Origin of the sequence: Nocardia terrae, from assembly GCF_009760405.1 — a bacterium.
In the GTDB taxonomy this organism is placed as follows: Bacteria; Actinomycetota; Actinomycetes; order Mycobacteriales; family Mycobacteriaceae; genus Nocardia; species Nocardia terrae.
The window spans coordinates 490832-517362 of sequence record NZ_WRPP01000001.1; the positions used below are offsets into that span (position 1 = coordinate 490832).

Genomic DNA, 26531 nt, shown 5'->3' on the forward strand with positions numbered 1-26531 from the left:
ACGGCCCGGTCCGCGGGGACGGGGACCGAGGAGCCCGTGCCGACCGCGTTCATTCGCGTCACCGTGCCCGATGATCCGGCCTCGTCGGCTGTTCCGTTCGCCGCGGTCGTCTACTGCCACGGGTCGTTCGGGGCGAAGAATCTCGTGGCTGACCGAAATCCCGCTGGTTGAGGGGATCGGGAGGCAGAATGCCGGGCATGCGGACATTTGCCCGAGTGTTGCACGCTGTCGTCGCCGGTGCGCTGGTGGTGGCGGTCGGCCACGGCGTCGCGGCCGCCGCCCCGGTCGCGACCGCGCCCCACGGCCAATTGCCTTGGCTGACTTCCGAACCGGAGGGAGTGCAGGCTCCGGGGGCGGCGCTGGCGGACGGCATCGCCGGCACCATGCTGTGGTCGCGCGAGGCGAACACCCCGGTCCCGATCGCCAGCATCGCCAAGGTGATGACGGCGCTGGTCGTGATCACCTCCGGGGACCTCGAGCGGCCCGTCACGGTCCCGGCGGAAGCCATCGCCTACTGCGTGCGGTTCGACGGCAGCACCGCGGGACTGTCCGCGGGCGAAGCGATGAGCACGCGCGAGATGCTCTACGCGATGATGTTGCCCTCGGGTTGCGACGCTGCCTACACCCTCGCCGACGCCTACGGGCCCGGCGTGGACGGCTTCATCGGCAGGATGAACGACACCGCCCATCTGATGGGCCTGGGCGCGACACAGTTCACCGATCCCAGCGGATTGCCCACGCCCGACGACTATTCCACCTACTCCACCCCGGCCGACTTGGTCGCCCTCGGTCTGCGCGCCATGAGCCTGCCCGCGTTCCGGGAGGTCGCGGGCGCGCAGAGCTATCACCTGCCCGCCGGTCCGGCCCATCGCGATCACGTCTGGCGCACCACGAATCAGTTGCTGCGCGACTACCCGGGCACCATCGGCATTAAGACCGGTTCCACCGACGCCGCCGGGTCGTGCCTGCTCTTCGAAACGGTCCGGGCGGGAATCCCGGTGATCGGCGTGGTGCTGCACAGCGGCCCGTGGAGCGGTGCCGCCGCGCGTGACGACGCCCGGCGCATGCTGGACTGGGCTTACAACCCCATTCTCGCCGCGCTTCCCATCCACTAGCGCCGACCCACCGCAGAAGACCTGATCGGCGGCGGTCACTGGGCCGTGACCGCCGCCGATCATGCTGTCGGAGAGCCTGTTTCGGTGATATCAGCGCGCCGCCTTGGCCGCCAGGCTCGCGGCCACCAGCACGGTGATGCCCTCGGCGAGCGCGGTGGCGCCGACCGCGTGGGCGGCGGACAGGGCGGTGCTGCCCGCGATGGTGAGAAAGACCGTGCCGAAGCTCGCCACTCCGATGACGACTCCCAACTGGACGCAGGTGACGAGAATGCCGCTGGCGTCCGCGGCCAGGGCGAGCGGAATCTTGCTGGTAGCGCGGGCCATCAGCGGGCTGAAGGCGAGCCCGTAGCCGACACCCATGACGGCGAAGACGGTCAGCGCGGCGAGGCCGATATCGGCACCGCCGCGCATCTGCAGGCCCATGACGATGGTCATGGCGGCGGCGAGGACCAGGCCGAGCGGGATCATGGCGGCGTGGAAACGCGCTGGGATGCGGGTCCAATTCAGGCTCACCAGGCCGAAAGTCACGCCATTGGGCAGGAACAGCAGACCGGCGTGCAGCGCGCTGTAGCCCAGGGTGGACTGCAGGTGGATGGTGAGGACGAAGATCCAGCCGCCGAAGGTGCACATCACCAGGAACAGGGTGGCGGCGGTGAGCACCAGGCCCGGCGCGCGCAGCACGCGGTCGGCGAAGAGGGGTTCGCCGCCGCGACGGTGCACCCACCGTTCCACCAGGGCGAAGCCCGCGAATCCAATGGCGGACGCGCCCAGCACGATCCGGGTCCACAGCGGCCAATCCTGTTCGTGGCCCAGCACCAGCGGCACCACCAGCGCCAGCACCGAGGCGGTGAGCACGGCCAGCCCGGGCAGGTCGAGCCTGCGGTCGGCCCGGGTGGTGACGGCGGGCAGGACGCGGGGCGCGACGGCCAACAGGATCAGCCCGATCGGAACGTTCACGAGAAAGACTCCGCGCCAACCAGTTCCGGCGATATCGCTGCTCACGATGACGCCGCCCGCGATCTGTCCGACCACCATGCCGCCGGAGATGACGGCCGCGTAGGCCGAAAGCGCCCGGGCCCGTGTGGTTCCCGTGAAGGTCCGCTGGATCAGCGTCATGACCTGCGGAACCATGGCGGCCGAGCCGATGCCCTGCAGGAATCGAAAGGCGATGAGGGAGCCCGTGTTCGTGGCCAGACCGCAGGCGAGGGAGGCGGCGGTGAACACCGCCAGCCCGGTGACGAACATGGTGCGCTGCCCGAATCGGTCGCCCAGCCGAGCGCCGGTGACCAGCAGCACCGCGTAGGCGATGACATAGCCGGAGACGATCAGCTGCAGCCCGGAACCGGTGGCGTGCAGGGAGGTTCGGATCGAGGGAATCGCGACATTGACGATGGAGGCGTCCAGCACCGCCATGAACTGGCCGAGCAGGATGACGGCCAGCACGGCGAGCGGCCGCCGGATGGTGACCGGGGCGGGAGCCGCCACGGGTGGGGACTGGGTGGTGCTCTGTGTCATGAGATGAGGGTGCGGCGGTGCCCGGGCAGGGAACAGGAGCCTGCTTATACGGGTACCGGTACCACCTGGATACCGGTGGCGGGAACCGGCACCATGGAGGGATGGTGTCCGGAGGGGATGGCTGCGGCCCGCTGATCGACGCGGTGACCAGTGCGGCCGCGCGCAACGGGAATTCGCGGGCGGTGCGCAAGGTGCGCCGGGAGGAATTGTCGACGTTTCTGAAGTCGCGGCGGGCGCGGATCGCGCCCGGCGACGTCGGCCTGCCCGTGGGCACCCGCCGCCGCACCCCCGGGCTGCGGCGCGAGGAGGTGGCGCAGCTGGCCGGGGTGGGCATCACCTGGTACACCTGGCTCGAGCAGGGCCGCGATATCAATTGCAGCGTCCAGGTTCTGGACGCCATCGCGCGGGCGCTGTGCCTGGACGGCGCCGAGCACGCGCACCTGTACCGGTTGGCGGATGTCCCGACCGCGCCGAACCCGATGTTCGAGGAGCCGGTGCACGAGGAGGTGCAGATCATCCTCGACCACATGCATCCGCTGCCCGCCGCCCTGTTCAACGCCAAATACGATGTGCTGGCCCACAATGCCGCCTACTCCGCCCTGTATCCGATGTTCATGAGCGGCTCGCGCAATGTGCTGCGCAAGGTCTTCCTGGCCGACGAATGCTGCACCCCCTACCCGTCGCATTCGGAGCCCGATCATCTGGCCCGCATGGTCGGCTACCTGCGATCGGCGTACGCGCGCAATCTCGGTGACCCCGAATGGGTCGCCTTCATCGACGACATGGTCGCCCGGAGCCCGCATTTCGCGGAACTGTGGGCCCGCAACGATGTCGCCCTCCCGCTCGGCCGCACCCGCATCGTCCGCAACCTCGCCATCGGCGAACTCGAGATGTACATGACCAGCATGTCCCTGCCGTCCATCGCCGGTGCCTGGATGCAGGTCTGGACCCCGTCGGATACCGAAGCCTGGGACAAACTCCACCTCCTGCTGTCCATGACCACCGACGAACGCCGCCGCCCCTGGGCCGAGCACGTCGAACAGGTTCATGGTCGGGAACTGCGGGAGTGGGCTGGCACGCCGATTCACGTCCGCGATACGGGCTCGTCTTCGGCACCCCTTGCGGCGGGATGACCCGAGAACCGCTCATGCGTCCCGGCGCGCCTAGATAAAGAGACAAAACACCCCGACGGATTCCGACCAGGGCGGGTTTTCAAGATCAACATGCAAATTGGCACAGTATTTGTCGTATTTGCCGTACCTAGTTGCATGTTGATCTTGAAAACCGACGGGTACCGGGGGAGTGGATTTCTGGGGAAGGGGTTTGTCTCTTTTTCTAGGCACGCCGGGGCAGACGAGCGGTACTGAATCATCGCTCCGGGAGGGTGCCGACCCACCCACCATGAGCCAGTCGATCCACTACTCTGCGCTGCATGACCGAGAGCTCGGGGCAAGTCGATGCGGGCCATGCGAGTGTCGGGCAGGCGACCGGCCGAGCCCCGGTTCTCGCCTGGGGGTTCTGGGATTGGGCGGGGGCCTCTTTCAATGCGGTGATTCTGACCTTCGTGTTCTCGGTGTATCTGACCGACAAGGTGGGGAAGGGGCTGCCGGGCGGGATTTCGCCGAGCGCTTGGCTGGGGTGGGCGTTGGGGGCGGCCGGGCTGGTGGTGGCTTTGACCGCGCCGGTGGCGGGGCAGTGGTTCGATGCCACCGCGCGACGGAAGCTTTCGCTCGGCATCCTGACGTCGGTGACGGTGCTGTTGATGGCAGCCATGTTCTTCGTCCGGGAGGACCATCGTTACCTGTGGCTGGGACTGGTGCTGCTGGCCGTGGGGTCGACGTCGTTCGAGCTGTCGCATGTGCCGTACTTCGCCATGCTGCGGCAGGTGTCCACGCCCGCCACGGTCGGCAGGATCTCCGGATTCGGCTGGTCCATGGGGTATTTCGGCGGGATCCTGCTGCTGTTGATCTGCTATGTCGGGTTCATCGCCGGCAAGGGGGATTACCGGGGTCTGCTCGGGGTGCCGATCGACGACGGCTTGAACATCCGGCTGGTCGCGGTGCTGGCGGCGGTGTGGTTCGCCGGGTTCGCGGTGCCGCTGTTCCTCTACGTTCCCGAAGTTCCGCGCACCGACGCCGATCCCGGTGCGGCGGTAGGGGCCAGGTCCTTCCTGGCCTCGTACCGGGTGCTCTGGCGCGATGTGCGGGAGCTGTGGCGGGTGGATCGGCGCACCGTGGGTTTCCTGCTGGCCAGCGCGATCTTCCGGGACGGGCTGGCCGGGGTGTTCACCTTCGGCGCGATCCTGGCCGTGCGGGTGTACGGCATCGCCGACTCCGACGTGCTGCTGTTCGGAATCGCCGCGAATGTGGTTGCGGCGCTGGGTGCTCTGGTGGGCGGCCGATTCGACGACCGTGTCGGACCGAAGGCGGTGATCGTGACCGCGCTGACCGGGATGATCCTCGCCGGGGCCTTCCTGCTGGTGCTCTCCGGCCCGCTCATGTTCTGGCTCTTCGGCCTGATCCTGACCGTATTCGTCGGTCCCGCACAGGCTTCGGCGCGCTCGTTCCTGGCCCGGCTGGCCCCGCCGGGCCGCGAGGGGCAGATGTTCGGGCTCTACGCCACCACGGGTCGGGCCGTATCATTCCTCGCCCCAACCCTTTTCGGCTTCTTCGTGTGGGCGTTCAACGCGGAGCGCGCGGGAATCGTGGGCCTGCTGCTGGTCCTGATCGTCGGCCTGATGCTGCTCCTGCCGGTCCGCGGAGATGACCTGCGCGGCAGATGAATTCAGGGTCGCCAGGCTCCCATGCCGAGCGCGATGAGTCGAACCTGGAGAACAGCCCGCTCGACCACGCGCCCGCTCTCCCGGGCTTCGGCCATCAGATAGTCGGCGATCCGGTCCGCGACCGTCGAGACGATGAGGTCGGCGGCCAGCTCCAGGTCATCGGGTGACCACGCGTCCAGCGCCCGCACCCGGGACAGGTCGACCACCAATTCCCGCTCGATGAGCTGCATTTCGACCGCGATGGCCCCGCGCAGCGCCGCCGACCCGCCGTGGCGTTCGCGAATCAGGAATCCCCACAGGTCGCGTTTGCCGTCGACCTGTTCGAAGACGAAGCGCACGGTTTCGGCCAGGGTGGAATTCGGCGTGCGCCGCATTTCCCGTAGCGCCAAGCGCAATTGACGCACACCCGCCTCGACCAGGGTGGTGCCGAGTTCGTCGAGCGAGGTGAAGTGCCGGTAGAAAGCGGTCGGCACGATCCCGGCCGACCGTGCGATCTCACGCAGCGACAGCGCCGCGAAGCCGCGGTCGGCGGCCAGTGCGAGGGTGCCGTCGAGCAGCGCGGAGCGGGTGCGCTCCTTGCGCTCGACTCGGGTAGCTGCCTGCTCGCTCATCTCGATCACCATACATGCGTTCACATTCGTTCCATTCACAAGATGTCGTGTGGGTCACACGAACTGCCGGTTGAACTGGGGCCGCTTCACCCGGCACACTATCTCAGTGTACAGATGTGCACCGAAAACCAGGAGGCTCGCATGGTCGGACTCATCGACCTGGTGCAGAAGACAATGACCACCCCGCATCCGCTGGACCGCTACCTGGAGCTCGTCCGGCCCACACTGGTCCAGCGCTCGATGCGCGCGGAGATCACCCACGTGCGGCGCAGCGCGGTCGGGTCGGTCACCTTGACGCTCAAGCCCGGTCGTCAGTGGTCCGGGCACGTGGCGGGGCAATACATCCAGATCGGTGTGGTGATCGACGGCGTTCGCCACACCCGCTGCTATTCCCCGGTCAACGCGGACGGCCGCCGCGACCGGCACATCGAACTCACCATCAAGGCGCACCCGCACGGCCTGGTCTCGAACTACCTGCACGAGAACGCGATTCCCGGCATGGTGGTGGACCTCGAGCCCGCGGCGGGCGTGTTCCACCTGCCGCCGCACCGGCCCGACGAGATCGTGCTGATCAGCGGCGGCAGCGGCATCACGCCGGTGCTGTCCATGCTGCGCACCCTGGCCAACGAGGGCTACCGGGGGCGCATCCTGTTCCTGCATTACAACCGTTCTCCGGAATGGGTGCCGCATCGCCAGGAGCTCGAGGCGATCGCCATGCAGCACGGCAATGTCCGGGTCGAGTTCCGCTACCCGGAGACCCAGCGCGACGCCAATTTCGGCTACGACGAGCTGGAGAACCTCGCGCCCTGGTTCGCGTCGGCGCAGACCTACCTGTGCGGCCCGCCCGGCCTGATGGCCGCGGTGCGCAAGGTCTACGAGGCCGAGCAGCTGGGCGATCGCCTGCACAGCGAGGAGTTCACCCTAGCCACCACCGTCATCGACCCGGCCGACGCCGAGGGCAAGGTCACCTTCTCCGGCAGCGGCGTGGTCGCCGAGAACACCGGTGAAACCCTGCTCGACCAGGCCGAATCCGCGGGCCTGAGCCCGCAGCACGGTTGCCGCATGGGTATCTGCTTCACCTGCACGGCCGTCAAGCGCAGCGGCTGCACCCGCAATCTGCGCACCGGGGAGCTCGACAGCGACCCCGACCAGCCCATCCAGATCTGCATCAACGCCCCCGTGGGCGATGTCGACATCGAAATCTGAGGAAGAATCATGGCTATTCTCACCGAAACCCCCGATGGCCCACTGGTACTCAGCGTCGAACAAGTCGAGGAGATCGGCCGCGAGCTCGACGCGCTGCGCGCCCGCATCACCGAGAACCTGGGCGACCGGGACCGCGAATACATCTACAACGTCATCAAGGCTCAGCGCGGCTTCGAGATCGCCGGGCGCGGCCTGCTCTACCTGGGCTTCCTGCCCCCGTTCTGGCTGGCCGGCGTGGCCGCGCTGAGCATCTCCAAGATTCTCGACAATATGGAGATCGGCCACAACGTCATGCACGGCCAGTGGGACTGGATGCGGGAGCCGACCCTGAATTCCCGTGTCTTCGAATGGGATACGGTCTGCCCGGGTGACCAGTGGCGGCACTCGCACAACTACATGCACCACACCTACACCAACATCCTCGACATGGACCGCGACATCGGTTACGGCATCCTGCGCATGGACGAGGCCCAGAGCTGGAACGTGGCGCGGCTGGGCAACCCGGTCTACGCGTTCATCCTCATGCTCGCCTTCGAGTGGGGCGTGATGGGCCACGACCTCGAGGTCGAGAACATCATCAGGGGCAAGAAGTCCTGGAGCGAGATCAAGACGCTGGTCAAGGGCCAATGGCGCAAGGCCAGCCGCCAGGTGCTCAAGGACTACCTGGTGTTCCCGGCGCTGACCGGCCCGCTGTTCTTCTCGACCCTGGCCGCCAACTTCACGGCCAATATCGTGCGCAATATCTGGGCCTACTCCATCATCTTCTGCGGTCACTTCCCGACCGGCGTACAGACGTTCACCCAGGACGAGACGGCCGAGGAGACCCAGGGTGAGTGGTACGTGCGCCAGATGCTGGGCTCTGCCAACATCGAGGGCAGCAAGTTGTTCCACATCATGTCCGGCAACCTGTCGCACCAGATCGAGCACCATCTGTTCCCCGACCTGCCGGCCAACCGCTACCCGGAGATCGCGCCCGAGGTGGAGGCGCTGTGCGAGAAGCACGGCCTGCCCTACAACACCGGCGGCTTCGCCCGGCAGATCGGTTCGGTCTGGGGCAAGCTGTTCAAGCTGGCGCTGCCGCCGTTCCTGGTCAAGAATTCCTCCCAGGCCGGTGTTATCGTGATGCGCCGGGGGCAGTCGACCAACGTGTCGCAAACGGACACGGTGTCGCCAACAGAAGTGGGCGTGTGAATGATTTCGAAATTCGAGAGCAACAAGGATCTGATCCAGGAATTGACGGCGTCGGGAGCCCGGCACGTCGGCAATATCGCATCGATCATCACCGGCACGGTCGCCGAGGTGACGCGCGAAATCGGTGATTGGATCACCGACGCCATCGAGATGCGTGAGGCCGCCGCCGCTGCCGAGCAGGACGCCAGGGCCCAGCGCGCCACCGCGGAGGACCTGGCCGACGGCCTCGACGACTTCGGCGATGACTCGGAACCCGCACCCGCACAGGACAATTCAGCAACGACGCCGGTTGCCGGCGAGCGCGCGGATGTCATCGACGCCGAGGTCGTCGACCCGCGTTAGTTTCTGGGGGTCCGGGGCGGAGCCCCGAAATCTCGAGGGGGTTCGGGGGCGAAGCCCCTGAGAGCCCCCGAGAGTTGGGGTTACCAGGTCGGGAGTCGCCTGCGGTGCTGGGCGACTTCCGTGATCAGATCCCGATAGCCGTCGGCGAGTTCGGCGAGCCGGTACCACTGCAGGTGGGCCTCGGTGTCCACCCCGCGTCGGGGGCGGTCCTCGCTGATGCGGTGCGCTACCGCCCGTCGCCGTCCGCGCCCGTCGGCAGCTTTCGAAGGACCGTCGGTCTTGGGGGACCGCACCGGCTCGGGTTCGGTGTTACCCAAAGCCAGTTGTGCGACAACCCATTTCGCCGCCATCCGGTCGATGACCGCGCCGAGGGTCTCGGTATGCAGCGAGGCCCCGGCGCGGTGCGGAATATTGGCCGCCACCCACTCGTCGATGCGGGCCACCAGATCCTCGCGCTTGATGTCGATCTTGTCGACCAGGTGGGTGCAGTCGGCGACCTCGTCGGGCGTGGCCTCGTCGGCGTGTGCCGTCTCCAGCAGGCGATGCCGTTTCTCATGGCATCGCACCAGTTCATGGGCGGATTCGAGGACCTCTCGATCGGGCCGGTCGGAGCCGATCGGTTCGCGGAAGGCACGTAACAGGGTGGACGGCGATGGGAGCTCGCCCCCGAATCCCGCTCCGGAGTAATCGATTGCCATGATTCCCACCCTCGGCCGTCGCACGTTTTGGATCACACACCGTTGGATGCGCCAGGGCCGAGGGGGTTTCGGGGAGGGGCTCCCCTCGGCTCCGGCGCAGCCCCGCACCCGGAACGCAACAGCCCACCACCAAAGACACGGTGAAGTAACCGGGAAAACCGCGACGATGCGATGAGAAGACTGTCCGATAATGCGGGACATATTCAGGAAAGCGCGATAGTCGGAGGGGCGCAACCATCCCGCGCGTGATCGGCGAAGCTGCCTGAAAATTGTTATACAGCATTACAAGACGGTCACGTGGCCGCTGCGGTTGAACGTTGATCGACACCTGCGCGGGCGGTATGTGAGACGGGTTCGAGGGTATCTCTCGACCGAGATGAGGCTTCCGGACCGCACATGCGGTTACCGAGGCTTATGAATAGCTATCCGTGCGGCGCGCCGGGGGCGCGACGCGCCATAGTCCGTTAGCCTCGGTATTCGTGCCCGCATACGCGTCGTCGCCGGAGCTGCGATTCGGTTTCATGTTCGCGCTGGAAGACCCCGAGCGAATTGCCGAAGTCGTCCGGAATCTGATTGTTCGCCGGACAGTGTCGGTGTTCCGTCTCGCGCATCTGTCCGACGACAACGGACCGCCTGATCGGTTTGTCGTGAACTGGGCGGCGGTGCCCCAGATCTCCATCACGACCGCCGCGCCGTCGCCGGACGAATTGCGTTCCAGCGGAACGATGCTGGTCAACGCCTTCTTGGGCGAGGACGGCGAGGTGAGTCTCTACTCGGCGGGCGCCGCGCCGCCGCAGTAGGAACTGGACAGTCCTCTCTTCTGTGACGGGTCACACATCGGGTCTTAGCTACCTCTCAGCTACAGGCAAGGTTCGCCTTAGCGAGGCTCGGCAGTGTGGGTCCGGTCGTCGAACGGAAATCCCGGGCGGCGGCGTCACACAGAGAGAGGTTGAAACATGATCCCGGTTATCATCGACACTGGTTCCGCTGCGCTGAACGGCGTGCTCAACACCGGTAGCGCGGCCCTGGGTGGTCTCCTCAACACCCTGTGGACCGGTTCTTTCGGCCGCTGATTCGCATTTGAGCGAAGGGTTTTCGGGCATCGCCCCGAGTGCGTACGCACTCGGGGCGATTTTTGGTATGAGGTGGGGCAAGGCCCCGGGTGCGGCGTCGGTCGCCACACCCCGAGGCCGCGAAGGTCGAATCAACCTGCCAGGGCCGGGGTCCGGCGGGCGTGCAGGATCTGCTCGAGCAGCGCCACCAGCACCAGTTTCACCGATTCCCGGTCGCGCGCATCGCAATCCATGAGGTGGACGGCCGGGGAGAGGTCCAGCGCCTCCCGGACCTCCTCGAGGGCGAAGCGGGGCCCGGCGTCGAATCGGTTGACGGCCACCACGAATGGCGTGCCGCGCTGTTCGAAATGGTCGAGCACCGGATAGCAGTCCTCGACCCGGCCGGTGTCGACGAGGATGACGCCGCCGAGCGCGCCGTCGAGCAGGTCGTCCCAGAGGAATTCGAAGCGTTCCTGCCCGGGGGTGCCGAACAGGTAGAGGACCAGATTGCGATCGAGGGTGATGCGGCCGAAGTCCAGGGCGACGGTGGTGGTGGTCTTGCCGGTGGCCAGGCCGGGATCGTCCACGCCCGTCGATACCTCGGTCATGGCGGCCTCGGTGGCCAGGGGTTCGATCTCGGAGATGGCTCCGATGAAGGTCGTCTTGCCGACGCCGAATCCGCCGCTGGTCACGATTTTCACCGAGGAGGCCAGCGGCATGGGATCACCGGATATTTCAGAGGTTCCGAACAAGGTCCCGGATCCTTTCCAGAGCAGCGGTGGAGAGTTCGTCGGTCCCGCCGACCGACACGTGCCCCGCGGACACCAGGTCACTGACCAGGACCCGAGCCACTCCGATCGGTACCCGCAGGGCCGCACCGATTTCGGCGATGGAATGCGGACGCTGGCACAGCCGCACCACGCGTTCCAGTTCGAACCGCAACGGCGCGGACAGGCTCGCCGGGGTGGCGCGCACCAGGGTCTCGATCCGCAGACCGTCGACCACGGGCGTGGTCCGGCCGGAGGTCATCATGAAGGGGCGCACGACCTGTTCGTCGTCGGTGAATCCGGCTGCGTGTGCGGCGTTTTCGGACGCGGCGGGTCCGGACCAGCCGCTGGGGCGGGTCAGCGCGATCATGCGCTCGTCCGGAAGCCGGTGCGAATCGTTCATCGGCTCAACGACTCCCGCAACTCTGTGATGAGGGCGGGGGTGAGCAGCGCGCCGGCGCGATCGGCCAGGACCGCCATCTGATAGCCGACCAGGCCGACATCGGCGTTGTTGTCGGCGATCACGCCGATGCAGCTGCCGCTGGCCATGGTGGACACCAGCAGGAAGCCGCGCCCCATCTCGATCATGATCAGCCGTAGGCCGTCGAAATCGTAACTGCGCGAGGCGCTTCGGCCCAGACTGGTGAGCCCGGAGACGATGGCCGCGAGCCGGTCGGCCGCCGAGCGGTCGAGCCCCTGGGACATGGCCATGAGCAGTCCGTCGGAGGACACCGCCACGGCGTCGCGCACGCCGTCGGTGGTGCGCACGAAGTCGGCCAGCAGCCAGTTGAAGGTGTGCGGATCGGTGTCGGTGTAGTGGGTCGTCACCCGTGGTCCTCCTGTGTCGCGCTCTATGCTCTCGGTCCGGGTTCGAGCGGCTGTCCGCCCTGCCCGCGCTGATGCCCGGATCGGAATCCGGCCAGCATGCTGCGTACCTCGTCCGGCGAACGGTCCGCGGCCGGCGGTGCGGCGGGCCGCGTTTCCGGCTGAGCGCCCCCCGGCGTGACGCCCGTTTGCCCGGCAGTCTTCCTGGTGCGCTTGACGAGACCGTTTCGCGTACGTTGCACCCCCGGGACAGCTCCCGAAACCTCGCCCTCCGCCACCGGTGAGCCCACGGAAACCTGCGCCGCCGAAACACCCTGCGCCGCCCCGGAACTCGGGCTCACGCCGTTCACCGGACGGATGCCGTGATCCGTCGCGGACACCGCGGGCAGCCCCGTCAGGGTGCGCGGTGGTTCGCGGCCGTCCGCCGGTTCGGGCAGCGGATGCATCTTGATCGTCGCGGGCGCGGGCAGGGAGCCGTTGCGTCCGTCCGGAGTCGGAGCCGGGGCCTCGGCGGCAGGTGTGCCGATCCTCTCGCCGTCCGCCGCGAAATCCGCCGCGCCGGTATCGGATACGGGGGAGACCGCGGCCCCCACGGCATGCCGCGGCAACTCCGCGTCGCTGCCGGTCGGCCGGTACGGGGAGCTGTGGCGGCCGGGCCTGGGCTCCGGCATGGCCTCGACGACGGTCGGAAGATGCGCTCCCGCCGCGTGTTTCGCGTCCTCGGGCGGCGCGGGCCGCTCGGCGTTGGCGTCGCCCAGCAGTTCGGCGGGCAGCAGCATGCGGGCCACCACACCGCTGGTGGGGGAGACGGTGAGTTCGATCTCGATGCCCAGGCGCCGCGCCAGTCGGCCCACCACGAAGTGGCCGAGGAAGCGGGTGGGCGCGACCAGGAAGTCGGCCTCACCGCGCAGCCGGGCATTGGCGATGGCGAGCTGGTCGGGCGGCATGCCGACGCCGTGGTCGACGACGGCCAGCGTGTAGCGAGGTCCCTGGCGGCGGCCGTAGATCTCCACCTCCAGATCGGGCGGGGAGAACGACAGCCCGTTCTCGATGAGTTCGGCCAGCATGTGCGCGATCTCGGTGACATGCGCGCCCGCGATCGCCACGTCGTCCACCCGGCGCAGCACCACCCGCCGGTAGTCGTCGACCTCGGACAGGCCGGCGCGGATGACATCGGTCAGCGGAATGGGTTTCGACCACCGGCGCGGGCTCGACTCGCCGACCAGCACCAGCAGGCTCTCGGCATTGCGGCGCATACGGGTGGCCAGGTGGTCGAGTTCGAACAGATTGGACAGCGCGTTGGGGTCGAGTTCCTCGCGCTCGAACTCGCTGATCAGGCCGAGCTGGCGGCGCACCAGGTTCTGATTGCGCCGGGCCAGGTTGGCCATGGATTCGGTGGTGTTGCGGCGCAGGCGGGCCTGGGCGGAGGCGAGTTCGTAGGCGGTGGTCTGCACCCGGTCGAGCGCGGCGGCCACGGAAACGATTTCGGCTCCGGCGCTTTCGTCGGCGCGCACCGGTTCGGGCGGTTCCGGGTCGGCGCCCTCGGAGCTCTGCCAGTCCGCGATGAGCTGCGGCAGCCGCCGTCCGGCCACCTCGTCGGCTTCCTCGGCCAGCTCGGCCAGCGGCCGCACGATGGCCCGCACGGTGGCCACCACCAGCCAGACCTCGACGGCGATGGCGAGTGCGGCCGCCACGGCGTAGAACGCCAGCACCAGGGCGGCGTCGCGACGCAATTCGTCGGCCCGGCCGGTGATCTCGGCGCCGATGCCGCGCTGCACGGTGCGTTCGCCGTCGATGACCGAGCTCATCTCGCGCCACCAGTCGCCGGCATTGACCGGCTCGGTGAGCGTCCCGCGTTCCGAGGCGATGGCGACGGCCTCGGCCTGTCCGGACCGCACCGACTCGTCGCTCTGCATGAGGGCGTACAGCTTCGAGCGCTGGGCGGCGGTGGCGTCGCGTTCGAAGGCGGTGGCGGCGGCCTGCTTGGCGGCTCGGATATCGAGGAACTTCACGTACTCGCCGGGCCCGAAGGCGCCCTCGGCGAAGACACCGTTGAGGAATCCGCGCTCCTGGCCGGTGTACTCCTTCAGATCGCCGAGCGCGTAGAAGGACTGCAGGCCCCGCCAGAGTTGGCTGTCCTGCGCGTGATCCATGCCGGGGCGAGCGCTGTTCAGCGCGGCGATGGCATTGGTGTAGAAGGTGAACGACATGGTCCGGTCGGCGCGCCCGGAATCCACGTCGGCACGGTTGGCGGTGACGCCGGAGAACTGGGTCAACGCCGTATGCACCAGATCGGCCCCGGGAGGTTGCCCACTCAGGGCCTGATTCAGTTCCTGCAGTGCGAAATCGGTGGCCAGGCGCTGATTGCCGACCGCGGGGCGGGCCGCGGTGTCGCCGCCGAGCAGACCGTTGGTGAGGCCGCGTTCGCGCTGGATCTCATGGACCAGGTCCTGGACCGCGAGCGCCACCTGCACCGATTGCGCGGTGTCGCCGGTGTCGCGGTAGCCGGTCACCTCGCGCGCGATGATCACGGTGAGCAGCGCGAGCACCAGCGCGACCGAGACGATCAGAATGCGGCGCAGGCGAGCGCGAATGGTGCGTGGCCGGATCAATTCCACTGGCGGCGTGAGCTTTACGTTACCCAATGGCAACACTTTCGCCGAACGCACAATCACTCCGTTTCCCGAAAATCAGCTGTCGTGCCGACCCGGGCCGTGCACATGGAGAGTGGTCAGCAACGTCGCACACTCGACCGCCACTCGCAATTCGAAAAGCATCGATGTGGCGTGCGGAACTCCCTGTCGCGCGCGCTATTACAAATCTGGTCACAATGTGTGAGAAGCAGATGTGATCTCCGCGTCGCCGGGGAAACAATGGGGTGAACAACGGCTCACCGCTGTTCGGGCGGCGGTCGCGAGGAAGGTGGCCGCCCGCGCTCGAGAGGAGTGAGGGTCATGCAGCCCAGTCCCGTTTATCCGGTGCGCGTCCGCGGCGACCTCGACCCGGGGTTGTCTCGCTGGATGTGGATAGTCAAGTGGATACTTGCCATTCCACACTATATTGTGCTGATCTTTCTCAGCATCGCCTATCTCGTGGTTTCGATCATCGCGTTCTTCGCGATCCTGTTTACCGAGTCCTATCCGCGTCAGCTCTTCGATTTCAATGTCGGTGTAATGCGCTGGAGTTGGCGGGTTCGCTTCTACGCGCTCACGCAGCTGGGAACCGACCGCTACCCGCCGTTCAGCCTGGCGCCGGACCCCGACTACCCCGCCGATCTGGAGGTCGACTATCCCGAGCGGCTCAACCGCTGGCTGGTCCTGATCAAGTGGTGGCTGCTGGCGATTCCGCAGTATCTGATCCTCAGCGCGTTCTTCGGCAACAATCGCAATATGGGTGCGCTGGTAGCGATCCTGGTGATCATCGCCATGGTCGGCCTGCTCTTCACCGCGGTTTACCCGGCCGGTCTCTACGACCTGCTGATGGGCATCAACCGCTGGTCCTTCCGGGTGCGGGCCTACGCCTCGCTGATGACCGACGCCTACCCGCCGTTCCGGCTCGATCAGGGCGCGAGGGAGCCCGACGCCGCGGCCTCGTAGAGCCGCCGCACCACGTCCTCGATATCGGGTTCCTCGATGGACAGGTCGCGGACCTCCGCGCGCGCGGAGACGGCCGTGAGCAACTGTGCGGCAGTGGTGATCTCGGTGTCGAAGGCCAGCCGCTGCCGCATGCCCGCGCCCTCGCTGTCGATGAGCTTCGCGCCGGGCAGATCGGCCAGGTCCGCGGTGGGCTCGGCGAGGTCGACGATCAGCACCCGCTGGGCGCCGACGGTCGCGCCGAGCCCGGTCAGCGACCCGTCGTAGACCAGCCGGCCGTGGTCCACCACCAGCACCCGGTCGCAGAGCCGCTCGATATCGCCCATGTCGTGGGTGGTGAGCAGCAGGGTGGTGCCGCGCTGGGTGCGCTCGTAGCGCAGGAATTCGCGTAATCGCTGCTTGGACAACACATCCAGGCCGATGGTCGGCTCGTCGAGAATGACCAGTTCGGGCGAATGCAGGAGGGCGGCAGCGACTTCGGCGCGCATGCGCTGCCCCAGGGAGAGCTGGCGGACCGGGGTGTCGAGGGTGCCGGCCATCTCCAGCTGCCCGACCAGTTCGTCGGTGCGCCGGCTCGCCGCGGCCGGGGTGAGCCGGTGGATGGCGGCCAGGATCGAGAACGATTCCCGCAGCGGCAGATCCCACCACAGCTGTGAGCGCTGCCCGAACACCACCCCGATCCGGCTCGCCAGTTCGCGGCGCTGCCGTACCGGGTCCAGCCCGCAGGTCCGCAAACGCCCGGCGGTCGGCACCAGAATGCCGGTGATCATCTTGATGGTGGTGGACTTGCCCGCCCCGTTCGCGCCGATGTATCCGACCGCCGCGCCGGGTTCCACGCGGAAGCTCATGTCGTCCACCGCGGTGAGCAGTTCGCGCCGCCGTCGCCAGCGGCCCTCCTTCTTGCTGAGCGCGAATGTCCGTGTCAGGCCCTCGATATCGATGATGGCACCGCTCACCCGCCGCCTCCTTGATAGTGCCTGGTTCCCAGTCGCCACAGGAACAGCGCGACCGCCCACACCCAGGCCGCCGCGACCGGCGCCGCCCAGGCCAGCCAGCCCGGCAACAGCGCCGATTCCGGCGCTCCGAGCAGGGCGACGGCGGGCAGATACGAGGTGAAGGCGACCGGAACCAGAAATCCGAAAACGAGTTTCATCGGTGTGGGGAACACCGAGGTCGGCTGCATGGACGCGTACGACCCACCGTAGGTGAACGCATTGGTCAGCTCCGCGCCGTCGATGAGGAAGAACTGTACTCCGGCCGCGCACACGAAAAGGCCGGAAAATATGGCTATTCCGGAAAGTAGCGTAGTGGTGAACAACAGCACGTGTTCCGGTGTCCATTGAATGGCGTTGCGGGCCATGCCGAATGAGAGCACGGTGGCGGCGACGCCGATGCGCGCCACCCGGCGTAGCTGGATATCGCTGGTCATGAGTTGCAGCAGCAGCGGTTGCGGGCGCAGATAAAAGGCGTCCAGCCGGCCCATCCGGATGTAAGTGGGCAGGGTGTCGGCGTGCCCGACGATCATGTCGGCGATGGCGAAACTGGTATTGCTGAGGCCGAACAGCAGCAGCATGCCGTCCAGGTCCAGGCCGCCCAGTCGCGGCACATTGTGGAATATGACCCACATTTCGGCGAATTCCACGATCCCGATGAGGAAGGCGCCGAGCAGATCGGTGGCGAAGGACAGCGGATAGGCCTGTTGCGCACGCAGCCGCGACCCGAGCACCGCGCGGTAGGGCGTCACCCGCGAGGGGCGTGCCTCACCCACCCTGCACCTCCAGTTTGCGACGTCCGGCGCGCAGCAGCAGCTGGCCGACGCCGACCAGAACAGATATCCAGAAGCATTGCACGACAACGATTTCCATGGCGGCGAACCCGGTGGTTCGGCCCGAGAGCACGTCGATGGGCCACTGCAGCATGGATGGGAACGGGGTGGCGTAGGCGATCGCGCGCAACCATCCCGGAAACAGCGGCAACGGCGCGAACAATCCGGCGAGGAAGGTGCCGCAGATCATGTGCAGGGCACGCAGTCCGCGGGTTTCGATGAGCCAGAATCCGGCCAGGCTGACCGCGAACATGGACAGGAACGACAGTGCCATGGCCAGCAGCAGGCTGATCGCGCCCAGCACGTAGGGGCCCGGCGTGGTCGGGAAGGCCAGCCCGAAGGTGATGACGCCGACCGCGATACTGGGTAGCCCGCGCGGTATCAGCGAATACACCGCACGCCCCAGATACTCGGCCAGATGGGCGAATTGGATGTCGATGGGCCGCAGGAAGTCGATGACCACGTCCCCGGTGCGGATGCGTTCCACGATGTCGGGCAGGGTCCAGAAGGCGATCGCCCCGAGCAGCCCCTGGGAGAGCCAGATATAGGCGCCGATGGTGCCGCGGTCGTAGCCGCCGAAGCCGCTGTTGGCCCGCACCGCCGACATCAGCACCGCCGCCCGGACGAACCCGAAGACCAGATTGGTGATGAGTCCGGCCAGCATGGCCAGCCGGTAGTGCGATTGTCTGCGGAATCCTGCCCTGACCAGCTGCCAGTAGACCCCCACGTCGCCGCGCACAAGAGATTCACGTTACGGGCAACGACGCTGCCGGGGGCCGTCTTTGGGTAAAACGGCCCGGTGCGCGACCAAGTTTGTCGAAAATGGTCATGTTTCACACTGGGGTTTGGTAGAAACATCAGCGTTTCACTTTGTTGCGACGCGAGGAACCCAGATGACCATGGCCGAGGCGACCGTTTTCGAGGCGCTCGAATCGAACGTGCGTGGCTACTGCCGTTCCTGGCCGACCGTCTTCGACACCGCCCGCGGCGCCTGGCTCACCGACCAGAACGGCAAGGACTACCTCGACTTCTTCGCCGGCGCGGGCACGCTCAACTACGGCCACAACAACCCGGTGCTCAAGCAGGCCCTCATCGACTACCTGGTCGGCGACGGCATCACGCACGGGCTGGACATGTCCACCGTCGCCAAGGCGCGGCTGCTCGAGACCATCCGCGATCTGCTACTGGTCCCGCGCGGGTTCGACTACAAGGTGCAGTTCCCCGGCCCGACCGGAGCCAATGCCGTCGAGGCCGCACTCAAGCTGGCGCGCAAGGTGACCGGGCGCACCACCGTCCTGAACTTCACCAACGCCTTCCACGGCATGTCCCTCGGTGCGCTGTCGGTCACCGGCAATGCCGCCAAGCGCGCGGGCGCGGGCGTGCCGCTGGTGCACGCCACCCCGATGCCCTACGACGGCTTCATGGATGAGGCCGAGGACTTCTCGTGGATGCGCCGCGCCCTCGACGACAGCTCCTCCGGTCTGGACAAGCCCGCCGCCGTGATCGTGGAGACCGTGCAGGGCGAGGGCGGGGTCAACGTGGCCCGCGCCGAATGGCTGCGCCACCTCGCGGAACTGTGCTCGGCCCGCGGCATCCTGCTCATCGTCGACGACGTCCAGATGGGTTGCGGCCGCACCGGACCGTTCTTCTCCTTCGAGATCGCCGGCATCACCCCCGACATCGTCACGCTCTCGAAATCCATTGGCGGCTACGGACTCCCGATGGCGCTGGTGCTCATGCGCCGCGAGCTGGACCAGTGGGCCCCCGGCGAGCACAACGGCACCTTCCGCGGCAACAACGCCGCCTTCATCACCGCCGAGGTGGCGCTGCGCCACTACTGGTCCGACCAGCGCCTGGAGGCGTCGACCCTGGCCAAGGGCGCGCATATCCACGACCACCTGACCGCCCTGACCGAATCCTTCGCCGGACTTTCCACCCGCGGCCGCGGGCTGGTCCAGGGCCTGGTCTTCGCCGACGCCTCGCAGGCCACGAAGGTGTGCCGCGTCGCCTTCGAGCACGGACTGCTCGTCGAAACCTCCGGCTCCTACGACGAAGTCGTGAAGCTGCTTCCCCCGCTGACCGTCACCGAGGACGAAATCACCCACGGCCTGGGCATTCTCACCCGCGCCGTGGAAATCGTCCGCGACGGTCACTGAAAAGACGTCGGCCACCGCCCACACCGGTGCCGACCCGGTGCCGGGTTCCCAGCTGCGGAGGGAACCCGGCACCACCCCTCTCCCTACTTCGTGAAGTACTTCTCGAACCAGTCCCGCAGGCTCGCATCGTCTTTGGGTGAGTTGCCCGGGTAGTCGGCCGTGGATCCGGCGACCAGTACCAGCAGGTGCAGATCCTCGTATACGGCCAGGAGCGCGGGGTGCGGTCGCGTCGGGTCGGTGGTCTTGTCGGTGTAGCAGGCGTACCGGCCGACGGGCTCGGTCTGCCTGCGCCACACCTCGTCCGAGCCGTTCCCGCCGGCGCAGACACGACTCGAGAACTGGCCCACGTCGGCCTGATAGACGGTCATCGCGACGTCGCGAGTGGGCAGTGCGATGAACGAGACGCCCGGATCGTCGAGCTTGGTGTCGCAGTCGATGACCGCGGAGACCGGACCGGGAGGCGGATTCTCGTGGCGGCAGTTGGCGCGGACGTACGGGTCACCGAGCTCGCTCAGCAGGTCATCGTCCGCGTCGGTGAAGAAGTCCGGATCGCGAGCGTCGTCCTCGGCCCGGAACCATCCGGCGTCGTACTTGGCGAGATAGTCGCGCAGCGCGGTCTTGTCGGGTGCGTCCCAGATGTAGGCGACCAGGGCCAATTCACTCTCATCGGTGAGTACGTAGGCCGGGTTGCCCGCGGTTCCGGTGCTCCGGTCGAGATAACACGCCTTGCGGCCGACCTCCCGGCCATCGGCCATGACCGGTCCGTCCTTGCCCGGGGGACCACCGGGACAGCTGGTGGCGCCCATGGTGCCCAGGAACAGCGAGTTGTAGTAGTCGTGCATCGCGTTCGCGCTGCTGAAGCGGAAGAAGCGGGCCGCCGGGGCGCCCGCGGCCGGATTCGCGTCGCACAGGATGAGGGAGACGACATTCTCATCGGTGCGGTTGTGTACGCAGTTGGCGCGGTGGTATCCGTTCCAGCCGACGAGCGAGAACAGGTCGATATCCGGGCCCCGCAGGGTGGCGGCGTCGGGAACTGCCTTCCCGGGTGTGGTGTGTCGCCAATAGGCCCAGCCCGCGAAGGTCAGCGCGGACGCGACGAGAACGAGCACACCCAAGATCGCCGCCACCCGCCGCCGATGCGTGCGCCGGGCAGGACGGGCGGCGGGACCGTGGTCGCCGCCACCGGTGGGACCCGTTCGTGGCGTGCCGGTTTCGCCGGTCGGGGTCGGTGCTCGGCCCGTCCGCGTCGTCACCGTATCCGGCTGCGGTGGAACCGAACCAGTCCGTCCGGGCGTGGACCCGGCCGGCTCGGGAATCGGATTCGTGCCCAGGGCGGCCCGGGCCGCGGCGGCGAGTTCGCCTGCGCTGCCGTAGCGTTCGGCCGGGTCCTTGGCCATGCCGTGGGCGACGACCGCGTCGAAGGCGGCCGGGACGGTCGGGCGGACCAGGCTCGGGCGGGGAATCGGGTCGAACAGGTGGGCGCTCATCATCTGCGCCTCGTTGCCGCCGGCGTAAGGCGTTGTGCCGGTGAGGCACTCGAAGAGGACGCAGGCCAGGCCGTAGACGTCGGCGGTCGGGCCGAGGTCGCGGGTGGAGAAGCGTTCGGGGGCCATGTAGCGGTAGGAGCCGACCGCCCCGCCGGCGTTGGTGAGGGATTCGTCGGTGGCGGACTGGGCGATACCGAAATCCACCAGGTACACGAAGCCCTCGTGGGTGATGAGGATGTTGTCCGGCTTGATGTCCCGGTGCAGCAGGCCGTCGCGGTGCGCGGCATCCAGTGCGGCGGCGACCTGCTCGACGACCGCCACCGCGTCCTCGGGAGCGCCCGGTCCGTGCCGGTGCAGCAGTGAGCGCAGGCTGTCGCCGTCCACCAGGCGCATGTCGATGTAGAGGCGGCCGTCGATCTCGCCGTAGTCGTGGATCGGGATGACGTGCGCCTCGCGAAGTCGTGCGGCCGCATGGGATTCGCGCTGGAAACGCCGGCGGTACACGGTGTCCTCGGCCAGGCGTTCGGGCAGCACCTTGATGGCCACCGTGCGGTCCTTGACCGTGTCGTAGGCCTGATACACCTCGCCCATGCCCCCGCGCCCGATCAGCCGGTCGAGCCGATAGGGTCCGAACCGGGATCCGACGGTGAGCGGGTGATTCGGACTGCTCATGATCGTCCCCGGCTCCTCGCTGCGGATCCATTGTGGCAGTCGGGACGACGACCGAAAGCTGGAATCACGCGGATTACAACCGGTGACCAGGGCGCTTGCGGGCGGCAGAGTGCTGAATCGGCGGGCGAAGGCCCTCGGCCGCCATCGCGTTCGTTTCGAAGCAACGCCGTCCTCGTCCCCGCGTCCCCCGAGGTGCTGCCGTGTCCTCAATTGCCCTGCAGGCCAGGCCCGTCGCGGCCCGGCTGCGCCTGCCGAGCGTATCCGTGCTCGCGCGGTTCGTCGCGCCGGTTCTGCTGGTGGTGGTCTGGCAGGTCGCCAGTGCCACCGGTGTGCTGCCGGAGCGGCTGCTCGCCTCGCCGGTCACCGTGGTGCGGACCGCTGCCGATCTGATCGAGGACGGGACGCTCACCAAGGCCGTGTCGGTGTCGTTGCGGCGTGCCGCATTCGGGTTCGTGATCGGGGCCGGGTTCGGCGTCGGCCTGGCACTGGTGGCCGGTCTGAGCCGGGTGGGGGAGTACCTGGTCGATCCGATCATGCAGATGCTGCGGACCCTGCCGTTCTACGGACTGATTCCGCTGTTCATCCTGTGGTTCGGGATCGGCGAGCTGCCCAAGATCGTGCTGGTCGCCTTCGGTGTGGCGGTTCCCTTGTATCTCAATACCTTCGCGGGCATCCGCAGCGTGGACGGCAAGCTGGCCGAGCTGGCACGGGTGCAGCGGCTGAGCCGATACCAGCTGATCCGGCACATCGTGCTGCCGGGCGCGTCGCCACAGGCGCTGGTCGGGCTGCGCCAGTCCCTGGGCGTCGCGTGGCTGGCACTGATCGTGGCCGAACAGGTCAATGCCGATGCGGGCCTGGGCTTCATGATCAACGACGCCCGCGAGTTCCTGCGCACCGACGTGATCGTGGTGGGGCTGCTCGTGTACAGCCTGCTCGGTCTGCTGACCGACGCACTGGTTCGTTCCATTGAAAGGAGAGCGCTGTCATGGCGACGCGGCTTCCTGGCACACTGACCGATTCGGTGATCGCGGCGACGCTGGCCGAGATCGAGGAGACCGCCGAGACAGAGGAGACCGCCGACGCGGCGGCGAGCGCCGCGCCGCGGACCCCGGTCGTGCGAATTCGCGGACTGGTCAAGGACTTCGGCGAGCGTCGCGTGCTGCACGGCCTGGACCTCGACATCCGGCCCGGCGAGTTCGTGGCCCTGCTCGGGCGCAGCGGCTCCGGCAAGTCCACGCTGCTGCGGGCGCTGGCCGGACTCGACGGCGAGACCGGCGGTGAGCTGGCCGTCTCCGGTGAGGTCGCCGTCGCCTTCCAGGAACCGCGACTGGTGCCCTGGAAACGAGTGCGCGACAACGTCACCCTGGGATTGAGGCACGAAAACCCCAAGGCCGCAGCGGAAGCCGCGCTCGCCGAGGTGGGGCTGGCCGAGCGCGGCGGTGCCTGGCCGCTCACGCTGTCCGGCGGTGAGGCGCAGCGGGCGTCGCTGGCCCGCGCCCTGGTCCGGGAACCGGATCTGCTGCTGCTCGACGAGCCGTTCAGTGCGCTGGATGCCTTGACCCGCATCACGATTCACCGGTTGGTGCTCGATCTGTGGACCAGGCATCGGCCGGGCGTCCTGCTGGTCACCCACGATGTGGACGAGGCGGTGCTGCTGGCCGATCGCGCGCTGGTGCTGGCCGACGGGCGCATCGCCCGCGAGATTCCCATCGACCTGCCGCGGCCCCGCCGTCGCGAGCATCCCGAATTCCTGGCCCTGCGTGCGGCATTGCTCGCCGAACTGGGCGTCACCCCGGAAGGAACCCACGAATGAAACGCAGACGCCTGTTCGCCGTCCTCGCGGTCGCCACCGCCCTGGTCACGGGGGCGTGCTCGTCCGGCGGCGACGACAACAAGGGCGTGAACGCGGACGGTTCGGTGGACCTGTCGAAGGTGACCCTGCGCGTCGGCGATCAGAAGGGCATGGCGCTGCAGGCCCTGCTCGACGTCTCCGGTCAGAGCAAGGACCTGCCCTACAAGGTGGAGTGGTCCTCCTTCACCGCGGGCCCGCCCATGCTCGAGGCCATCAATGCCGGATCCGTGGACTTCGGCGGCGTCGGCGATGCCCCGCCGGTCTTCGCGGCGGCGGCCAGATCCCAGATCAAGATCGCTGGCGTGTACGACTCGGGCGCGGCCGGAAGCGCCGTGGTGGTGCCCAAGGATTCGGCCATCAAGGATCCGAAGGATCTGCGCGGCAAGAAGATCGCGGTCACGAAGGGCAGTTCGGCGCACTATCACCTGTTGTCGGTGCTGACGAAGAACGGGCTCACCTTCGCCGATATCGAGCCGCAGTATCTGCAGCCCGCCGACGCGCTGGCGGCACTGTCCACCGGCCGGGTGGATGCCTGGACGGTGTGGGATCCCTATGTGGCCCAGGCCGAAGTGGCGGGCAATCGGGTCCTGGTCGACGGCAACGGCTACCTGAAGCCGGACAGCTTCTGGGTGGTCGGCTCGAAGACCCTGCAGAACAAGGCGAACGCCGCCGCGGTCCGGGATCTGTTGGGCCGCATCCAGAATGCCCACGTCTGGATCACCGGGCATCGGGAGGAGTGGGCCAAGCAGTCCGCTGCCATCACCGGCGTGCCCTACGACGTCACGCTGCTGGCGGTGAAGCGCGCCAATTTCCAGGACCATCCGCTCGATGACGCCACCATCACCGCCGAACAGCAGGTGGCCGACGCGTTCTCCGAGGCCAAGCTGATCCCCGGCAAGGTCAAGATCACCGACTTCACCGATACCCGCTTCAACGACCGCTTCACCGCCTAGGAGTCCCCGAATGAGCTTGTCGTTCCATTGGTTCCTGCCCACCTCCGGCGACTCCCGCGGACTGGTGGTCGGCGGCCACGGCACCCCCATGTCGGGCGACCGTCCGGCCTCGCTGCACTACCTCAACCAGATCGCGGCGGCCGCCGAGTCCAACGGGTTCGAGGCCGTGCTCACCCCCACCGGGTCCTGGTGCGAGGACGCCTGGCTGACCACCGCCATGCTGGTGGAGACCACGGAGACCCTGAAGTTCCTGGTGGCCCTGCGCCCCGGCCTGATGAGCCCGACGCTGGCCGCGCAGATGGCGGGCACCTTTCAACGGCATTCCGCCGGAAGGCTTCTCATCAATGTGGTCACCGGCGGCGAACCCCTGGAGCAGGCCGCCTACGGCGACTTCGCCGACAAGGAGTCCCGCTACACCCGCACCGGCGAGTTCCTGCACGTGGTCCGCTCCCTGTGGGAGTCCCACGAGCCGACCACCTTCCGCGGCGAGCACATCCACGTCGAGAACGCCCTGCTGCACAACCGCCCCGACCCTGTTCCCCCGATCTTCTTCGGCGGCTCCTCGGCCCCCGCCGGTCCCGTCGCCGCCCGCTACGCCGACACCTACCTCACCTGGGGCGAACCGGTCCTCGCGGTCAGCCGCAAACTCGACTGGATCCGGGGCCTGGCCGTCGACCACGGCCGCCGCCTCGACTACGGCCTGCGCATCCACGTCATCACCCGCGACACCTCCGAAGAGGCCTGGGCCGTCGCCGACAAACTGCTGTCCGGTATCAACCCCGCCGATATCGAGCGCGTCCAATCCGCCCTGGCCCACAGCGAATCCGAGGGCCAACGCCGCATGTCGGAGCTGCACAACGGCAATACCGACCGCCTCGAGATCGCCCCCAACCTCTGGGCCGGAGTCGGTCTGGTCCGAGGCGGCGCGGGCACCGCCCTGGTCGGCTCGCACGAGGAAGTAGCCGACCGCCTGATCGAGTACTCCAAGGCCGGCATCACCCACTTCGTCCTCTCCGGCTACCCCCATCTCGAAGAGGCTTACTGGTTCGGCGAGGGCGTCCTGCCCATCCTCGAACGAAAGGGCTTGTGGCAGCACCCGACCCGCCGCTCCACCCTCCCCGCGGCGACTCCGTTCGCGAGCGCTTCGAGCAGCTAGCTCCACCACATTTCCCGACGCCTGGTCACATCGCCTGAACGCATCTCCAACTCTCACCGATGAAATGGCATCGGCCCCAGTCTCACCCGCCGCGATCCATGGCACGGGCTGTTCGATCATCCCCCAACCGATATCGATGGCCCATCAACAAGATTGCTGACCGCTGCGCGGTGCAGTGCGCAGGCGTTGGGAAGACGATCGTCTTCCCAACAGCCTCGATCGTGTCGGTCCCCGGGGTCATACTGGCTCTCATGGGGTATGGGGTGCGGCGGCATTCTCCGCGGGGACCGAGACGCGGGGGGTACCACTACCGTCGCGCAACCAGGCCGGGGCGCTACACATCCTTGTATGTGCACGGCTACCGCAGTGCCTCACCGATCCCGATGCTGTGGGCCTTCGCGGTGATCGCCGGCGGTGTGGTCCTGCTTCTGGTCGTGCTGACTCTCACGCACCTGAGAACCACTACCACTCCGGCGGATACGACCGTGGTCACCTCGACCGCCCTACCTGCCCCACCGACCGTCACGTCACCGCCGTGCTTCCCATTCCAGGCGACCTGCTGAGGCGCGTACGGGTCGCCGTTGTAGTGCCATGGTCGTGCGAATAACCCACGATCTTGTGAACGACCACGAAGACCAGCACTACGTGTCCGACATGCATGGGTGTTCGCGGCAACGCACGATCATGCCGCGAGTCGCGCTGATGGAACCGGCCAGTGCCCCGGGCGCGGAAG

At 67.6% G+C, this 26531-nt stretch carries 23 protein-coding genes and 1 pseudogene; 13 read left to right on the forward strand and 11 right to left on the reverse strand.

From position 1 onward, the window contains the following. The first annotated feature begins 197 nt into the window (after nt 1–197). Nucleotides 198–1115: a D-alanyl-D-alanine carboxypeptidase family protein gene (locus tag GPX89_RS02100; RefSeq protein ID WP_157354790.1), complete on the forward strand. Its 918-nt coding sequence runs from the start codon at nt 198–200 to the stop codon at nt 1113–1115. Nucleotides 1116–1205: 90 nt separating this feature from the next. Here GPX89_RS02100 and GPX89_RS02105 read toward each other — a convergent pair whose 3' ends face one another. Further along, nucleotides 1206–2630 carry an MFS transporter gene (locus GPX89_RS02105; protein ID WP_157354791.1) on the reverse strand — a complete coding sequence of 475 codons (1425 nt, stop codon included), beginning with the start codon at nt 2628–2630 and terminating at the stop codon, nt 1206–1208. A gap of 104 nt (nt 2631–2734) precedes the next feature. Between GPX89_RS02105 and GPX89_RS02110 the strand changes: the two genes are divergently transcribed. Together GPX89_RS02110 and GPX89_RS02115 are read left to right on the forward strand one after the other, a co-directional pair. Further along, complete coding sequence (locus GPX89_RS02110; RefSeq protein WP_328601421.1) at nt 2735–3763, forward strand: helix-turn-helix transcriptional regulator; 1029 nt, start codon at nt 2735–2737, stop codon at nt 3761–3763. A gap of 299 nt (nt 3764–4062) precedes the next feature. Then, entirely contained in the window at nt 4063–5412 is a 1350-nt protein-coding gene (locus GPX89_RS02115) for an MFS transporter (RefSeq protein ID WP_157354793.1), read from the forward strand. A 2-nt stretch (nt 5413–5414) separates the two neighbouring features. On the opposite strand, the gene GPX89_RS02120 is transcribed toward GPX89_RS02115, so the two are convergent. Continuing rightward, complete coding sequence (locus GPX89_RS02120; protein ID WP_157354794.1) at nt 5415–6023, reverse strand: TetR family transcriptional regulator; 609 nt, start codon at nt 6021–6023, stop codon at nt 5415–5417. A gap of 141 nt (nt 6024–6164) precedes the next feature. On the opposite strand from GPX89_RS02120, the gene GPX89_RS02125 reads away from it, so the two are divergent. From GPX89_RS02125 to GPX89_RS02135, 3 genes and pseudogenes are all read left to right on the forward strand, one after another. Next, a complete protein-coding gene (locus tag GPX89_RS02125; RefSeq protein ID WP_157354795.1) occupies nt 6165–7229 on the forward strand; it encodes a ferredoxin reductase in 1065 nt (354 codons plus the stop codon). Between the two features lie 9 nt (nt 7230–7238). After that, a complete protein-coding gene (locus GPX89_RS02130) occupies nt 7239–8420 on the forward strand; it encodes a fatty acid desaturase family protein (RefSeq protein WP_157354796.1) in 1182 nt (393 codons plus the stop codon). Further along, nucleotides 8421–8681: pseudogene (locus GPX89_RS02135) on the forward strand (hypothetical protein); the annotation flags it as partial. A gap of 161 nt (nt 8682–8842) precedes the next feature. Here GPX89_RS02135 and GPX89_RS02140 read toward each other — a convergent pair. Further along, nucleotides 8843–9460 (reverse strand): DUF4254 domain-containing protein, encoded by a 618-nt coding sequence (locus GPX89_RS02140; protein WP_157354798.1) that lies wholly within the window; start codon nt 9458–9460, stop codon nt 8843–8845. A gap of 479 nt (nt 9461–9939) precedes the next feature. Between GPX89_RS02140 and GPX89_RS02145 the strand changes: the two genes are divergently transcribed. After that, nucleotides 9940–10260: a hypothetical protein gene (locus GPX89_RS02145; RefSeq protein WP_328601422.1), complete on the forward strand. Its 321-nt coding sequence runs from the start codon at nt 9940–9942 to the stop codon at nt 10258–10260. A gap of 404 nt (nt 10261–10664) precedes the next feature. Here the strand turns inward: GPX89_RS02145 and GPX89_RS02150 are convergent, their stop codons facing one another. From GPX89_RS02150 to GPX89_RS02165, 4 genes are read right to left on the reverse strand one after another with little or no spacing between them, the layout of a single operon-like run. After that, nucleotides 10665–11231 carry a GTP-binding protein gene (locus GPX89_RS02150; protein ID WP_157386923.1) on the reverse strand — a complete coding sequence of 189 codons (567 nt, stop codon included), beginning with the start codon at nt 11229–11231 and terminating at the stop codon, nt 10665–10667. Between the two features lie 16 nt (nt 11232–11247). Then, nucleotides 11248–11682, reverse strand: coding sequence for a DUF742 domain-containing protein (locus GPX89_RS02155; RefSeq protein ID WP_157354799.1), 435 nt, complete (start codon nt 11680–11682; stop codon nt 11248–11250). Next, nucleotides 11679–12107, reverse strand: coding sequence for a roadblock/LC7 domain-containing protein (locus GPX89_RS02160; RefSeq protein ID WP_328601423.1), 429 nt, complete (start codon nt 12105–12107; stop codon nt 11679–11681). Before GPX89_RS02160 ends, GPX89_RS02155 begins: the two co-directional genes overlap by 4 nt. A 23-nt stretch (nt 12108–12130) precedes the next feature. Beyond that, complete coding sequence (locus tag GPX89_RS02165; protein WP_235946633.1) at nt 12131–14749, reverse strand: sensor histidine kinase; 2619 nt, start codon at nt 14747–14749, stop codon at nt 12131–12133. Nucleotides 14750–15058: 309 nt separating this feature from the next. On the opposite strand from GPX89_RS02165, the gene GPX89_RS02170 reads away from it, so the two are divergent. Then, nucleotides 15059–15700, forward strand: a complete 642-nt coding sequence (locus GPX89_RS02170) for a DUF4389 domain-containing protein (protein WP_157354800.1) — start codon at nt 15059–15061, stop codon at nt 15698–15700. Here the strand turns inward: GPX89_RS02170 and GPX89_RS02175 are convergent. From GPX89_RS02175 to GPX89_RS02185, 3 genes are all read right to left on the reverse strand, one after another. Then, on the reverse strand, nt 15664–16545 hold the full coding sequence (locus tag GPX89_RS02175; RefSeq protein ID WP_235946784.1) for an ABC transporter ATP-binding protein: 882 nt from the start codon (nt 16543–16545) through the stop codon (nt 15664–15666). The two genes, GPX89_RS02170 and GPX89_RS02175, sit on opposite strands and share 37 nt — an antisense overlap. A gap of 104 nt (nt 16546–16649) precedes the next feature. Beyond that, the gene (locus tag GPX89_RS02180; RefSeq protein WP_328601425.1) at nt 16650–17465 is read right to left on the reverse strand and encodes an ABC transporter permease; all 816 of its coding nucleotides are present in this window, start codon (nt 17463–17465) and stop codon (nt 16650–16652) included. Continuing rightward, on the reverse strand, nt 17458–18261 hold the full coding sequence (locus GPX89_RS02185) for an ABC transporter permease (protein ID WP_328601426.1): 804 nt from the start codon (nt 18259–18261) through the stop codon (nt 17458–17460). The genes GPX89_RS02180 and GPX89_RS02185 overlap by 8 nt, the downstream gene beginning before the upstream one ends. Nucleotides 18262–18415: 154 nt before the next feature. On the opposite strand from GPX89_RS02185, the gene ectB reads away from it, so the two are divergent. Further along, nucleotides 18416–19678, forward strand: a complete 1263-nt coding sequence (gene ectB / locus GPX89_RS02190; protein ID WP_157354801.1) for a diaminobutyrate--2-oxoglutarate transaminase — start codon at nt 18416–18418, stop codon at nt 19676–19678. An 83-nt stretch (nt 19679–19761) separates the two neighbouring features. Here the strand turns inward: ectB and GPX89_RS02195 are convergent, their stop codons facing one another. Then, entirely contained in the window at nt 19762–21837 is a 2076-nt protein-coding gene (locus GPX89_RS02195) for a serine/threonine-protein kinase (RefSeq protein WP_157354802.1), read from the reverse strand. A 200-nt stretch (nt 21838–22037) separates the two neighbouring features. Here GPX89_RS02195 and GPX89_RS02200 point away from each other — a divergent pair, with 200 nt between their 5' ends. From GPX89_RS02200 to GPX89_RS02215, 4 genes are read left to right on the forward strand one after another with little or no spacing between them, the layout of a single operon-like run. Then, nucleotides 22038–22850 carry an ABC transporter permease gene (locus tag GPX89_RS02200; protein ID WP_328601427.1) on the forward strand — a complete coding sequence of 271 codons (813 nt, stop codon included), beginning with the start codon at nt 22038–22040 and terminating at the stop codon, nt 22848–22850. Continuing rightward, nucleotides 22823–23650, forward strand: a complete 828-nt coding sequence (locus tag GPX89_RS02205; protein WP_157354803.1) for an ABC transporter ATP-binding protein — start codon at nt 22823–22825, stop codon at nt 23648–23650. Before GPX89_RS02200 ends, GPX89_RS02205 begins: the two co-directional genes overlap by 28 nt. Further along, entirely contained in the window at nt 23647–24642 is a 996-nt protein-coding gene (locus GPX89_RS02210; RefSeq protein ID WP_157354804.1) for an ABC transporter substrate-binding protein, read from the forward strand. The genes GPX89_RS02205 and GPX89_RS02210 overlap by 4 nt, the downstream gene beginning before the upstream one ends. 10 nt (nt 24643–24652) lie before the next feature. Beyond that, a complete protein-coding gene (locus GPX89_RS02215; RefSeq protein ID WP_157354805.1) occupies nt 24653–25798 on the forward strand; it encodes an LLM class flavin-dependent oxidoreductase in 1146 nt (381 codons plus the stop codon). Nucleotides 25799–26531: the final 733 nt, after the last annotated feature.